At 51.3% G+C, this 13,955-nt stretch carries 4 protein-coding genes, 8 tRNA genes and 5 rRNA genes; all 17 read right to left on the bottom strand.

Going from position 1 to position 13,955, the window contains the following annotated elements; translation table 11 throughout:
• Window positions 1-24: 24 nt before the first annotated feature.
• A complete protein-coding gene (gene clpC, locus MWM02_RS00535; RefSeq protein ID WP_064550569.1) occupies window positions 25-2,460 on the bottom strand; it encodes an ATP-dependent protease ATP-binding subunit ClpC in 2,436 nt (811 codons plus the stop codon).
• A gap of 6 nt (window positions 2,461-2,466) precedes the next feature.
• Window positions 2,467-3,549, bottom strand: coding sequence for a protein-arginine kinase McsB (gene mcsB, locus MWM02_RS00530; RefSeq protein WP_064550570.1), 1,083 nt, complete (start codon window positions 3,547-3,549; stop codon window positions 2,467-2,469).
• A 4-nt stretch (window positions 3,550-3,553) separates the two neighbouring features.
• On the bottom strand, window positions 3,554-4,102 hold the full coding sequence (mcsA, locus tag MWM02_RS00525) for a protein-arginine kinase activator protein McsA (RefSeq protein ID WP_064550571.1): 549 nt from the start codon (window positions 4,100-4,102) through the stop codon (window positions 3,554-3,556).
• Between the two features lie 14 nt (window positions 4,103-4,116).
• On the bottom strand, window positions 4,117-4,578 hold the full coding sequence (locus MWM02_RS00520; protein ID WP_064550572.1) for a CtsR family transcriptional regulator: 462 nt from the start codon (window positions 4,576-4,578) through the stop codon (window positions 4,117-4,119).
• Between the two features lie 202 nt (window positions 4,579-4,780).
• Window positions 4,781-4,897: ribosomal RNA gene (gene rrf, locus MWM02_RS00515) — 5S ribosomal RNA — on the bottom strand.
• A gap of 135 nt (window positions 4,898-5,032) precedes the next feature.
• Window positions 5,033-7,967: ribosomal RNA gene (locus MWM02_RS00510) — 23S ribosomal RNA — on the bottom strand.
• Between the two features lie 197 nt (window positions 7,968-8,164).
• Window positions 8,165-9,721: ribosomal RNA gene (locus MWM02_RS00505) — 16S ribosomal RNA — on the bottom strand.
• 187 nt (window positions 9,722-9,908) lie between these two features.
• Window positions 9,909-9,981 (bottom strand) — tRNA-Ala (locus tag MWM02_RS00500).
• A 14-nt stretch (window positions 9,982-9,995) separates the two neighbouring features.
• Window positions 9,996-10,069 (bottom strand) — tRNA-Pro (locus MWM02_RS00495).
• Between the two features lie 6 nt (window positions 10,070-10,075).
• Window positions 10,076-10,149, bottom strand: a tRNA-Arg gene (locus MWM02_RS00490).
• Window positions 10,150-10,152: 3 nt separating this feature from the next.
• Window positions 10,153-10,238, bottom strand: a tRNA-Leu gene (locus MWM02_RS00485).
• Between the two features lie 6 nt (window positions 10,239-10,244).
• Window positions 10,245-10,319, bottom strand: a tRNA-Gly gene (locus tag MWM02_RS00480).
• Window positions 10,320-10,334: 15 nt separating this feature from the next.
• Window positions 10,335-10,416 (bottom strand) — tRNA-Leu (locus MWM02_RS00475).
• A 10-nt stretch (window positions 10,417-10,426) separates the two neighbouring features.
• A tRNA-Lys gene (locus tag MWM02_RS00470) sits at window positions 10,427-10,499 on the bottom strand.
• A gap of 174 nt (window positions 10,500-10,673) precedes the next feature.
• Window positions 10,674-10,749, bottom strand: a tRNA-Val gene (locus MWM02_RS00465).
• Between the two features lie 10 nt (window positions 10,750-10,759).
• A 5S ribosomal RNA gene (gene rrf / locus MWM02_RS00460) occupies window positions 10,760-10,876 on the bottom strand.
• A 134-nt stretch (window positions 10,877-11,010) separates the two neighbouring features.
• A 23S ribosomal RNA gene (locus MWM02_RS00455) occupies window positions 11,011-13,945 on the bottom strand.
• The 16S, 23S and 5S rRNA genes sit together here with 8 tRNA genes alongside, the layout of an rRNA operon.
• Between the last annotated feature and the right edge of the window lie 10 nt (window positions 13,946-13,955).

The following is a 13,955-nucleotide window of genomic DNA, read 5'->3' as shown; positions in this document are numbered from 1 at the left end:
TACCTTCCGCCGCAAAAACGTCCATTACATCACAGCTTGTTCCGATAAAACGACGAACTCTCCGTTTTTTACGTCTACGATCACTTTTTGCCCTTTGGCAATCGTTCCTTTCAACAATTCTTCCGACAAACGATCTTCTACATGTTTTTGCAACGCGCGGCGCAATGGACGAGCACCATATTCTGGATCATATCCTTCCGAGGCAATTTTTTCAATCGCCGCATCCGTCAGCTCTAAATCGATATCTTGTTCTTTTAAACGTTTAATCAACGTGTCTGCCATCAGTTTGACAATTTGTTTTAAATGTTGTTTTTCAAGCGAATGGAAGACGATAATTTCATCAATGCGGTTCAAAAATTCCGGGCGGAACGCTTTCTTTAACTCGTCCATGACTTTTCCTTTCATATCTTTATATTTTTGATCTTCATCTTGAACGTTAAAGCCGACGTATTTGTTCCGCTTTAACGCATCTGCGCCAACGTTGGATGTCATAATGATAATCGTATTGCGGAAGTCAACCGTTCTTCCTTTCGAGTCGGTTAAACGACCGTCTTCCAGCACTTGCAGCAAAATGTTAAATACGTCTGGATGAGCTTTTTCCATCTCATCTAATAACACAACCGAATACGGTTTGCGGCGCACTTTTTCAGTTAGCTGACCGCCTTCTTCGTACCCGACATACCCAGGAGGCGAACCGATCAAACGAGATGTCGAGTGTTTCTCCATATATTCAGACATATCGATGCGAATAAGCGCGTCTTCATCACCGAACATTGCTTCTGCAAGCGCTCTTGCCAATTCGGTTTTTCCGACACCAGTCGGCCCAAGAAAAATGAACGAGCCAATAGGACGTTTCGGATCTTTTAATCCAGCGCGCGCGCGGCGGACTGCTTTAGCAACTGCTTTTACTGCTTCATCTTGACCAACGACGCGGGAATGTAAAATTTCTTCTAGTTTCAACAATCGTTCTGTTTCTGTCTGCGCTAATTTCGCCACCGGAATTCCGGTCCAGCTCGATACAACCATCGCGATGTCCTCGACTGTTACCTCAGAGTTTTCTTGGCCTTGTTTTTCTTTCCACGCTCGTTTCGTTTCTTCCAGTTCTTCGCGTAAACGTTGTTCCATGTCGCGCAGCGAAGCAGCTTTTTCAAATTCTTGGCTTTGTACAGCAGCGTCTTTTTCCTTACGCACTTCCTCCAGTTTTTGTTCGAGCTCTTTTAATTTTGGCGGTGCCGTAAACGAACGCAGGCGAACTTTCGAGCATGCCTCATCGATTAAATCGATCGCTTTATCCGGAAGAAAACGGTCGGTAATATAACGGTCAGATAATTTTACCGCCTGAATGATCGCCTCATCGGAAATAGATACGCGGTGATGCGCTTCATAGCGATCGCGCAATCCTTTTAAAATTTGAATTGATTCCTCTACCGTCGGCTCATCGACGTAAATCGGTTGGAAACGACGTTCTAGCGCCGCGTCTTTTTCAATATATTTCCGATATTCGTCCAATGTAGTCGCACCAATGCATTGCAGCTCCCCGCGGGCAAGCGCTGGCTTCAAGATGTTCGATGCATCAATCGCGCCTTCCGCTCCACCTGCGCCAATAAGCGTATGGAGCTCATCAATGAAGAGAATGATGTTTCCTGCTTGTCGAATTTCATCCATCACTTTTTTCAAACGATCTTCAAATTCCCCACGGTATTTTGTACCAGCAACGACCGTTCCCATATCCAGCGTCATGACCCGCTTATCGCGAAGCGTTTCCGGCACTTCGTTGTTGACGATTTGCTGCGCGAGCCCTTCAGCAATCGCCGTTTTCCCAACTCCAGGTTCCCCGATTAGCACCGGATTATTTTTTGTACGGCGGCTCAATACTTCGATGACACGCTGAATTTCTTTGCTTCTGCCAATGACCGGGTCTAATCTGCCTTCACGGGCAATCGCCGTTAAATCACGGGCCAAGCTGTCTAATGTTGGCGTACTTACATGCGAAGCGCCTCCTCCTGAATGACCGGAAACTGACTCATTGCTTCCAAGCAATTGCAGCACTTGTTGGCGCGCTTTATTCAGACTCACTCCTAAATTATTAAGTACGCGAGCCGCAACTCCTTCTCCTTCACGAATGAGGCCAAGCAAAATATGTTCCGTTCCTACATAGGAATGCCCAAGCTTTCTCGCCTCGTCCATCGACAATTCGATTACTTTTTTCGCACGTGGCGTATAATGGATCGTATGGGAAACTTCATGGCCGCGGCCGATTAGCGATTCTACCTCTTTTTGGATTTTCTCCGGACCAAGTCCTAACGCCATTAATGCTTTGGCTGCAATTCCTTCTCCTTCACGAATTAAACCTAATAAAATATGTTCCGTTCCAATGTTATTATGGCCAAGGCGTATTGCCTCTTCTTGGGCTAGCGCCAACACTTTTTGCGCCCGTTCCGTAAATCTTCCAAACATCATCACTCATCACCCTCCATTCATTTTTCGTTCTTCCATGTTTAAACGCTCTCGTATCAGTGCAGCTCGTCGAACATCCCGTTCTTCCGGTCTTAACACGCCGCCTGCATATTGTTGTAAAAAACCAGGTTGAGTTAAAATCATGAGCTCATTTAAAATATTGCGCGAAATATTTTTAATGTACCCTAAATCAATCCCTAAACGTACATCTGACAAACATTGAGCCGCTTCTTTCGAGTCAATAACACGGCTATTGGCCAATATCCCATAGGAACGGAAGACTCTGTCTTCTAATTGTATGTTTAAAGTTTTAACTAATGTCTCCCTTGCCATTCTTTCCTGAGCAATTAACTGCTGAACGACACTTTTCAAATCTTCGACAATATCCTCTTCTGACTTTCCTAATGTAATTTGGTTCGAAATTTGAAAAATATTCCCTAATGCCTCACTGCCTTCTCCATATGTTCCACGTACGACTAACCCGAGTTGGTTAACTGCTGGAATAACGCGGTTCATCTGCTGTGTTAAAACGAGAGCCGGGAGATGCATCATTACAGAAGCGCGCATTCCTGTTCCAACATTTGTCGGGCAGCTTGTTAAATATCCAAGTTTTTCATCAAATGCATAATTGACATGTTCCTCAATCCAGTCATCAAGTTCATTAGCTGCTTTTAATGCCTCTGTTAATTGAAAGCCAGGAAATAAGCATTGAATGCGAATGTGATCCTCTTCATTAATCATAATGCTTATTTCCTCATTTTCTGAGAGCAAGCATGCCCCAAAGGGAGAATCTTCTGCCAAATGCGGACTAATTAAATGCTTTTCTACCAATACCCTTTTTTCAATCGGTTGAAGCTCTGACATTTTTAACAATTCGAAACGACCGACAGAACGATAAAAACGGTGGGCAAATGTTTGCTCAAACAATGAAACGATTTGCTGCGCTTCCTCATTGCTAAATACCGTGGGAAACCGAAAATCGCTAATGTTTCTGGCCAAGCGGATGCGGCTGCTTAACACGATGTCCGAATCAGGACCCTCTTGGCTCATCCAAGAGCTTACTGCCGTATTAAAAAACTTCTCAAACGACATATAACTACATCTCCCCCTCTCCACGTTGATGAAGCTGATATTCAAGGGAACGAATTTGATCGCGAACCTCTGCCGCCTTTTCAAATTCTTCTCTTGCCACAAGTTCCTGCAATTTTTGTTTTAACATAGCAATTTGTTTGCGCAAATGAAGTGTTCCACCTTTTCGTTTCGGTATTTTTCCAGCATGGGCTGTATTTCCGCTATGGAGTCTTTTCAATATTGGCGGTAAATATCGGGCAAAGGTGCGATAACAGTTTGAACAACCGAAACGACCTATTTTTGTAAACTGATGATAAGTCATGTTACATTTTTCGCATTGTAAAATATCTGAACTGTGGAACGGACTTGTTGTCATTTCTTTCACAGAAGATGGAAAGTTAAGCAGGCCAGCTAACAAATTATTAAAGGAAAAGTCGTCATTCCCATAAAACATAAACATATCGCTATGCTCATGCGCGCATTGTTCGCAAAGATGAAATTCCGTTTTTTCACCGTTTATAATTTTCGTGAAATGCATCGTTGCCGGTCTCTCTTTGCATTCTTGACATATCAACTTTATCCCCTCCCCTACTTATACTTTAGCGATGTCAACATCGCTCTTAGCATGCGCGCTCTCAATTCGTCACGTTGTGGCAAATCGATGTATAATACGGAACGGTCCATTACGCTTAGCATAATTTTTGCTTCCCGTTCTGAAATTACCTTTTCTTCAACAAGACGCTGAATAATATCTTCCGCATTGGATTGGCTGACGTGACGTCCGACTAATTCCAGCAATTGATCAATCAGCTGTGCTTCGCTTTTTGTCTTGACTTTCATAATGCGAATGTAACCGCCGCCGCCGCGCTTACTCTCAACAATATATCCTCTCTCCAACGTAAATCTCGTATTAATGACATAATTAATTTGCGACGGAACACACTGAAATTTATCCGCAATTTCGCTTCTTTTAATTTCCACAATATCTTTATCGCTCATGTTCAATACTTGTTTTAAATATTGCTCAATAATATCGGAAATATTTGGCACTCTACCTCCTCCTTGTATACGAAGTTGACTTTGACTATATTTGACCTTACTTCTACTATATAGTGTATTAAAAAAAAATGCAAGGGTCACTCACAAAAAAGATCAGTCATATCATTTCCTTTTTTTCCGAAAATAAAACACAACTTCTTTTTCAGAACAAAAAAAGAAGTATGCCTTAATAAGGCATACTTCTTTTCACACTGCCTAGCAACGACCTACTCTCGCAGGGGCGCTGGCCCCAACTACCATCGGCGCTGGAGAGCTTAACTTCCGTGTTCGGAATGGGAACGGGTGTTTCCTCTCCGCTATTGTCACTAGGCAAGTATTTCTGACAGGTATTATTATATTTCAATCATCTCTTTTGTCAAGAGGGATTCGTTCCCTCAAAACTAGATAACCGTCCGTTCGGAAGAAACCGTTTCGCTGGGCGGCTTCCTTTGCTTTTCCGTTCCGCTTGGTTAAGTCCTCGATCGATTAGTATCCGTCAGCTCCACGTGTCGCCACGCTTCCACCTCGGACCTATCGACCTCGTCATCTTCGAGGGATCTTACTCGCTTTTCGCGATGGGAAATCTCATCTTGAGGGGGGCTTCACGCTTAGATGCTTTCAGCGCTTATCCCTTCCGCACATAGCTACCCAGCGGTGCCCCTGGCGGGACAACTGGTACACCAGCGGTGCGTCCATCCCGGTCCTCTCGTACTAAGGACAGCTCCTCTCAAATTTCCTGCGCCCGCGACGGATAGGGACCGAACTGTCTCACGACGTTCTGAACCCAGCTCGCGTACCGCTTTAATGGGCGAACAGCCCAACCCTTGGGACCGACTACAGCCCCAGGATGCGATGAGCCGACATCGAGGTGCCAAACCTCCCCGTCGATGTGGACTCTTGGGGGAGATCAGCCTGTTATCCCCGGGGTAGCTTTTATCCGTTGAGCGATGGCCCTTCCATACGGAACCACCGGATCACTAAGCCCGACTTTCGTCCCTGCTCGACCTGTCCGTCTCGCAGTCAAGCTCCCTTCTGCCTTTGCACTCTCCGAATGATTTCCAACCATTCTGAGGGAACCTTTGGGCGCCTCCGTTACCTTTTGGGAGGCGACCGCCCCAGTCAAACTGCCCACCTGACACTGTCTCCCACCCCGGTAAGGGGTGCGGGTTAGAATTTCAATACCGCCAGGGTGGTATCCCACCGCCGCCTCCACCGAAGCTGGCGCTCCGGCTTCCCAGGCTCCCACCTATCCTGTACAAGCGATACCAAAATTCCATATCAGGCTGCAGTAAAGCTCCACGGGGTCTTTCCGTCCTGTCGCGGGTAACCTGCATCTTCACAGGTAGTATGATTTCACCGGGTCTCTCGTTGAGACAGTGCCCAAGTCGTTACACCTTTCGTGCGGGTCGGAACTTACCCGACAAGGAATTTCGCTACCTTAGGACCGTTATAGTTACGGCCGCCGTTTACTGGGGCTTCGGTTCGCACCTTCAGCCTTGCGGCTTAAGCGCTCCCCTTAACCTTCCAGCACCGGGCAGGTGTCAGCCCCTATACTTCGCCTTTCGGCTTCGCAGAGACCTGTGTTTTTGATAAACAGTCGCTTGGGCCTTTTCACTGCGGCTCCCTCGGGCTTGAGACCCAAGAGAGCACCCCTTCTCCCGAAGTTACGGGGTCATTTTGCCGAGTTCCTTAACGAGAGTTCTCCCGCGCACCTTAGGATTCTCTCCTCGCCTACCTGTGTCGGTTTGCGGTACGGGCACCTCCCACCTCGCTAGAGGCTTTTCTTGGCAGTGTAGGATCGGGGACTTCGGGACCAAAGGTCCCTTCGCCATCACGGCTCCGCCTTGTTGCCAGACGGATTTGCCTATCTGGCGGCCTAACCGCTTGGACAGGCTATTCCAGCAGCCTGCTCGCCCTACCTTCCTGCGTCCCCCCATCGCTCAAACGGTGAGGAGGTGGTACAGGAATCTCGACCTGTTGCCCATCACCTACGCCTTTCGGCCTCGGCTTAGGTCCCGACTAACCCTGAGCGGACGAACCTTCCTCAGGAACCCTTAGGCTTTCGGTGCAGAGGATTCTCACCTCTGTTTTCGCTACTCACACCGGCATTCTCACTTCTAAGCGCTCCACGAGTCCTTCCGGTCTCGCTTCAGCGCACTTAGAACGCTCCCCTACCGATGACCATCGGTCATCCCACAGCTTCGGTGGTACGTTTAGCCCCGGTACATTTTCGGCGCAGAGTCACTCGACCAGTGAGCTATTACGCACTCTTTAAATGATGGCTGCTTCTAAGCCAACATCCTGGTTGTCTGGGCAACTCCACATCCTTTTCCACTTAACGTACACTTAGGGACCTTAGCTGGTGGTCTGGGCTGTTTCCCTCTCGACTACGGATCTTATCACTCGTAGTCTGACTCCCAAGGATAAGTCGTTGGCATTTGGAGTTTGACTGAGTTCGGTAACCCGATGAGGGCCCCTAGCTCAATCAGTGCTCTACCTCCAAGACTCTTCCCTTGAGGCTAGCCCTAAAGCTATTTCGGGGAGAACCAGCTATCTCCAGGTTCGATTGGCATTTCACCCCTACCCACACCTCATCCCCGCACTTTTCAACGTGCGTGGGTTCGGGCCTCCAGTAGGTGTTACCCTACCTTCACCCTGGGCATGGGTAGATCACCTGGTTTCGGGTCTACGACGACGTACTACGCGCCCTATTCAGACTCGCTTTCGCTGCGGCTCCGTCTTTTCGACTTAACCTCGCACGTCATCGTAACTCGCCGGTTCATTCTACAAAAGGCACGCCATCACCCATCAACGGGCTCTGACTACTTGTAGGCACACGGTTTCAGGTTCTCTTTCACTCCCCTTCCGGGGTGCTTTTCACCTTTCCCTCACGGTACTGGTTCACTATCGGTCACTAGGGAGTATTTAGCCTTGGGAGATGGTCCTCCCTGCTTCCGACGGGATTCCCCGTGTCCCGTCGTACTCAGGAGCCACTCGGGAGGGAACGAAGTTTCGACTACAGGGCTGTCACCTTCTCTGGCGGGCCTTTCCAGACCGCTTCGTCTACCCCGTTCCTTTGTCACTCCCATCTGAGTGGTCCTACAACCCCAAGAGGCAAGCCTCTTGGTTTGGGCTGTTCCCGTTTCGCTCGCCGCTACTCAGGGAATCGCGGTTGCTTTCTTCTCCTCCGGGTACTGAGATGTTTCAGTTCCCCGGGTGTGCCCTCCATACCCTATGGATTCAGGTATGGATACTGCCCCATTACGGGCAGTGGGTTCCCCCATTCGGACATCTCCGGATCAACGCTTGCTTACAGCTCCCCGAAGCGTTTCGGCGTTTGCCCCGTCCTTCATCGGCTCCTAGTGCCAAGGCATCCACCGTGCGCCCTTTCTAACTTAACCATGCGAAACTCGGCTTTATCTTCGCCGCCTTCGCTTCCCGGCTTCTTCCTTTCGGTTATCTAGTTTTCAAGGAACCAATTGATTTCTCCTGCATCCGTTCATAGACGCAGGCGCAAAGCATTTGAAGGAACAACCAATGTTCCTTCAAAACTGAACAAAACTCCGCGTCCACTTTATTTTCACGATGATGTCCTTAGAAAGGAGGTGATCCAGCCGCACCTTCCGGTACGGCTACCTTGTTACGACTTCACCCCAATCACTTGCCCCACCTTCGGCGGCTGGCTCCCTTGCGGGTTACCTCACCGACTTCGGGTGTTGCAAGCTCTCGTGGTGTGACGGGCGGTGTGTACAAGGCCCGGGAACGTATTCACCGCGGCATGCTGATCCGCGATTACTAGCGATTCCGGCTTCATGCAGGCGAGTTGCAGCCTGCAATCCGAACTGAGAGCGGCTTTTTGGGATTCGCTCCCCCTCGCGGGTTCGCAGCCCTTTGTACCGCCCATTGTAGCACGTGTGTAGCCCAGGTCATAAGGGGCATGATGATTTGACGTCATCCCCACCTTCCTCCGGTTTGTCACCGGCAGTCCCCCTAGAGTGCCCAACTGAATGCTGGCAACTAGGGGCGAGGGTTGCGCTCGTTGCGGGACTTAACCCAACATCTCACGACACGAGCTGACGACAACCATGCACCACCTGTCACCCTGTCCTCCCGAAGGGAGGAACGCCCTGTCTCCAGGGTTGTCAGGGGATGTCAAGACCTGGTAAGGTTCTTCGCGTTGCTTCGAATTAAACCACATGCTCCACCGCTTGTGCGGGCCCCCGTCAATTCCTTTGAGTTTCAGCCTTGCGGCCGTACTCCCCAGGCGGAGTGCTTAACGCGTTAGCTACAGCACTAAAGGGGTAACCCCTCTAACACTTAGCACTCATCGTTTACGGCGTGGACTACCAGGGTATCTAATCCTGTTTGCTCCCCACGCTTTCGCGCCTCAGCGTCAGTTACAGACCAGAGAGCCGCCTTCGCCACTGGTGTTCCTCCACATCTCTACGCATTTCACCGCTACACGTGGAATTCCGCTCTCCTCTTCTGCACTCAAGTCCCCCAGTTTCCAATGACCCTCCACGGTTAAGCCGTGGGCTTTCACATCAGACTTAAGGGACCGCCTGCGCGCGCTTTACGCCCAATAATTCCGGACAACGCTCGCCCCCTACGTATTACCGCGGCTGCTGGCACGTAGTTAGCCGGGGCTTTCTCGTTAGGTACCGTCACCGTGCCGCCCTGTTCGAACGGCACTTCTTCTTCCCTAACAACAGAGCTTTACGATCCGAAGACCTTCTTCGCTCACGCGGCGTCGCTCCGTCAGACTTTCGTCCATTGCGGAAGATTCCCTACTGCTGCCTCCCGTAGGAGTCTGGGCCGTGTCTCAGTCCCAGTGTGGCCGGTCACCCTCTCAGGCCGGCTACGCATCGTCGCCTTGGTGAGCCGTTACCTCACCAACTAGCTAATGCGCCGCGGGCCCATCCGCAAGTGGCAGCCGAAGCCGCCTTTCAACCAAAGACCATGCGGTCTTCGGTGTTATCCGGTATTAGCTCCGGTTTCCCGGAGTTATCCCGGTCTTACGGGCAGGTTACCCACGTGTTACTCACCCGTCCGCCGCTAACCAAGCGGAAGCAAGCTTCCGCCCGGTCCGCTCGACTTGCATGTATTAGGCACGCCGCCAGCGTTCGTCCTGAGCCAGGATCAAACTCTCCATAGAAAGTGGATTGGCTTATCTTCAGCTTCGGCTCCTAGCCCCTCGGGACGCTTCGGTCTCGCTGTGGCGGCAACCGCCTCCTCGCGAGTCCTCCAGCGCCTGTCGGGGCTATTCAGTCGCCTTCACTTTTCTATGTGGACGCTTCGTTTTGTTCAGTTTTCAAAGAACATTAAATTTTTAAATAAATAAGTGGAGCCTATCGGGATCGAACCGATGACCTCCTGCGTGCAAAGCAGGCGCTCTCCCAGCTGAGCTAAGGCCCCCTCTTTTCTCTAAATCGGGAAGACAGGATTCGAACCTGCGACCCCATGGTCCCAAACCATGTGCTCTACCAAGCTGAGCTACTTCCCGTAATGACGCGCTCGAGAGGATTCGAACCCCTAACCTTCTGATCCGTAGTCAGATGCTCTATCCAATTGAGCTACGAGCGCATATGCCGAGGGCCGGACTCGAACCGGCACGGTAGTTACCTACCCCAGAATTTTAAGTCCTGTGCGTCTGCCAATTCCGCCACCCCGGCGGTTACTGGAGCGGAAGACGGGACTCGAACCCGCGACCCCCACCTTGGCAAGGTGGTGTTCTACCACTGAACTACTTCCGCAGCTTCAATATGAAGTGCGGGTGGAGGGACTTGAACCCCCACGCCATAAGGCGCCAGATCCTGATTCTGGTGCGTCTGCCAATTCCGCCACACCCGCAGCTAAAAAGTGAGCCATGGAGGATTCGAACCTCCGACCCTCTGATTAAAAGTCAGATGCTCTACCTACTGAGCTAATGGCTCATAATAAACAAAACTATTCTGTTATGTTATACTCTTTGTTGTCCATTCCTCTGCTAGCTTACTCATAAGAAGTAAATGCTTCAGGACAACTGCAATTAATTCACAGATGTGTTGCGCTATTCTACTGAGCGAATAGCCTGTCATAAAAAACAATGATTTTGCTTTGACAAGTAATGGTGGAGGATGACGGGATCGAACCGCCGACCCCTTGCTTGTAAGGCAAGTGCTCTCCCAGCTGAGCTAATCCTCCATTATAAACTGCCTAGCGACGACCTACTCTCGCAGGGGCGCTGGCCCCAACTACCATCGGCGCTGGAGAGCTTAACTTCCGTGTTCGGAATGGGAACGGGTGTTTCCTCTCCGCTATTGTCACTAGGCAAATAACGAACTAGTTCTATTATAGTTCAATCGATGACATTGTCAAGGGGAATTTCATTCCCTCAAAACTAGATAACCGTCCGTTTGGAAGAAGCCGTTTCGCTGGGCGGCTTCCTTCGCTTTTCCGTTCCGCTTGGTTAAGTCCTCGATCGATTAGTATCCGTCAGCTCCACGTGTCGCCACGCTTCCACCTCGGACCTATCGACCTCGTCATCTTCGAGGGATCTTACTCGCTTTTCGCGATGGGAAATCTCATCTTGAGGGGGGCTTCACGCTTAGATGCTTTCAGCGCTTATCCCTTCCGCACATAGCTACCCAGCGGTGCCCCTGGCGGGACAACTGGTACACCAGCGGTGCGTCCATCCCGGTCCTCTCGTACTAAGGACAGCTCCTCTCAAATTTCCTGCGCCCGCGACGGATAGGGACCGAACTGTCTCACGACGTTCTGAACCCAGCTCGCGTACCGCTTTAATGGGCGAACAGCCCAACCCTTGGGACCGACTACAGCCCCAGGATGCGATGAGCCGACATCGAGGTGCCAAACCTCCCCGTCGATGTGGACTCTTGGGGGAGATCAGCCTGTTATCCCCGGGGTAGCTTTTATCCGTTGAGCGATGGCCCTTCCATACGGAACCACCGGATCACTAAGCCCGACTTTCGTCCCTGCTCGACCTGTCCGTCTCGCAGTCAAGCTCCCTTCTGCCTTTGCACTCTCCGAATGATTTCCAACCATTCTGAGGGAACCTTTGGGCGCCTCCGTTACCTTTTGGGAGGCGACCGCCCCAGTCAAACTGCCCACCTGACACTGTCTCCCACCCCGATAAGGGGTGCGGGTTAGAATTTCAATACCGCCAGGGTGGTATCCCACCGCCGCCTCCACCGAAGCTGGCGCTCCGGCTTCCCAGGCTCCCACCTATCCTGTACAAGCGATACCAAAATTCCATATCAGGCTGCAGTAAAGCTCCACGGGGTCTTTCCGTCCTGTCGCGGGTAACCTGCATCTTCACAGGTAGTATGATTTCACCGGGTCTCTCGTTGAGACAGTGCCCAAGTCGTTACACCTTTCGTGCGGGTCGGAACTTACCCGACAAGGAATTTCGCTACCTTAGGACCGTTATAGTTACGGCCGCCGTTTACTGGGGCTTCGGTTCGCACCTTCAGCCTTGCGGCTTAAGCGCTCCCCTTAACCTTCCAGCACCGGGCAGGTGTCAGCCCCTATACTTCGCCTTTCGGCTTCGCAGAGACCTGTGTTTTTGATAAACAGTCGCTTGGGCCTTTTCACTGCGGCTCCCTCGGGCTTGAGACCCAAGAGAGCACCCCTTCTCCCGAAGTTACGGGGTCATTTTGCCGAGTTCCTTAACGAGAGTTCTCCCGCGCACCTTAGGATTCTCTCCTCGCCTACCTGTGTCGGTTTGCGGTACGGGCACCTCCCACCTCGCTAGAGGCTTTTCTTGGCAGTGTAGGATCGGGGACTTCGGGACCAAAGGTCCCTTCGCCATCACGGCTCCGCCTTGTTGCCAGACGGATTTGCCTATCTGGCGGCCTAACCGCTTGGACAGGCTATTCCAGCAGCCTGCTCGCCCTACCTTCCTGCGTCCCCCCATCGCTCAAACGGTGAGGAGGTGGTACAGGAATCTCGACCTGTTGCCCATCACCTACGCCTTTCGGCCTCGGCTTAGGTCCCGACTAACCCTGAGCGGACGAACCTTCCTCAGGAACCCTTAGGCTTTCGGTGCAGAGGATTCTCACCTCTGTTTTCGCTACTCACACCGGCATTCTCACTTCTAAGCGCTCCACGAGTCCTTCCGGTCTCGCTTCGGCGCACTTAGAACGCTCCCCTACCGATGACCATCGGTCATCCCACAGCTTCGGTGGTACGTTTAGCCCCGGTACATTTTCGGCGCAGAGTCACTCGACCAGTGAGCTATTACGCACTCTTTAAATGATGGCTGCTTCTAAGCCAACATCCTGGTTGTCTGGGCAACTCCACATCCTTTTCCACTTAACGTACACTTAGGGACCTTAGCTGGTGGTCTGGGCTGTTTCCCTCTCGACTACGGATCTTATCACTCGTAGTCTGACTCCCAAGGATAAGTCGTTGGCATTTGGAGTTTGACTGAGTTCGGTAACCCGATGAGGGCCCCTAGCTCAATCAGTGCTCTACCTCCAAGACTCTTCCCTTGAGGCTAGCCCTAAAGCTATTTCGGGGAGAACCAGCTATCTCCAGGTTCGATTGGCATTTCACCCCTACCCACACCTCATCCCCGCACTTTTCAACGTGCGTGGGTTCGGGCCTCCAGTAGGTGTTACCCTACCTTCACCCTGGGCATGGGTAGATCACCTGGTTTCGGGTCTACGACGACGTACTACGCGCCCTATTCAGACTCGCTTTCGCTGCGGCTCCGTCTTTTCGACTTAACCTCGCACGTCATCGTAACTCGCCGGTTCATTCTACAAAAGGCACGCCATCACCCATCAACGGGCTCTGACTACTTGTAGGCACACGGTTTCAGGTTCTCTTTCACTCCCCTTCCGGGGTGCTTTTCACCTTTCCCTCACGGTACTGGTTCACTATCGGTCACTAGGGAGTATTTAGCCTTGGGAGATGGTCCTCCCTGCTTCCGACGGGATTCCCCGTGTCCCGTCGTACTCAGGAGCCACTCGGGAGGGAACGAAGTTTCGACTACAGGGCTGTCACCTTCTCTGGCGGGCCTTTCCAGACCGCTTCGTCTACCCCGTTCCTTTGTCACTCCCATCTGAGTGGTCCTACAACCCCAAGAGGCAAGCCTCTTGGTTTGGGCTGTTCCCGTTTCGCTCGCCGCTACTCAGGGAATCGCGGTTGCTTTCTTCTCCTCCGGGTACTGAGATGTTTCAGTTCCCCGGGTGTGCCCTCCATACCCTATGGATTCAGGTATGGATACTGCCCCATTACGGGCAGTGGGTTCCCCCATTCGGACATCTCCGGATCAACGCTTGCTTACAGCTCCCCGAAGCGTTTCGGCGTTTGCCCCGTCCTTCATCGGCTCCTAGTGCCAAGGCATCCACCGTGCGCCCTTTCTAACTTAACCATGCGAAACT

The sequence above is a fragment of the Parageobacillus sp. KH3-4 genome (assembly GCF_022846435.1).
GTDB classification, from domain to species: Bacteria; Bacillota; Bacilli; order Bacillales; family Anoxybacillaceae; genus Parageobacillus; species Parageobacillus thermoglucosidasius_A.
This window is presented reverse-complemented; position numbering and strand designations above follow the sequence as displayed.

What these genes read in the sequence shown, in the direction of transcription:
- clpC (WP_064550569.1), bottom strand. Translation starts at nt 2,460, where the DNA reads ATGATGTTTGGAAGATTTACGGAACGGGCGCAAAAAGTGTTGGCGCTA.
- mcsB (WP_064550570.1), bottom strand. Translation starts at nt 3,549, where the DNA reads ATGTCGTTTGAGAAGTTTTTTAATACGGCAGTAAGCTCTTGGATGAGC.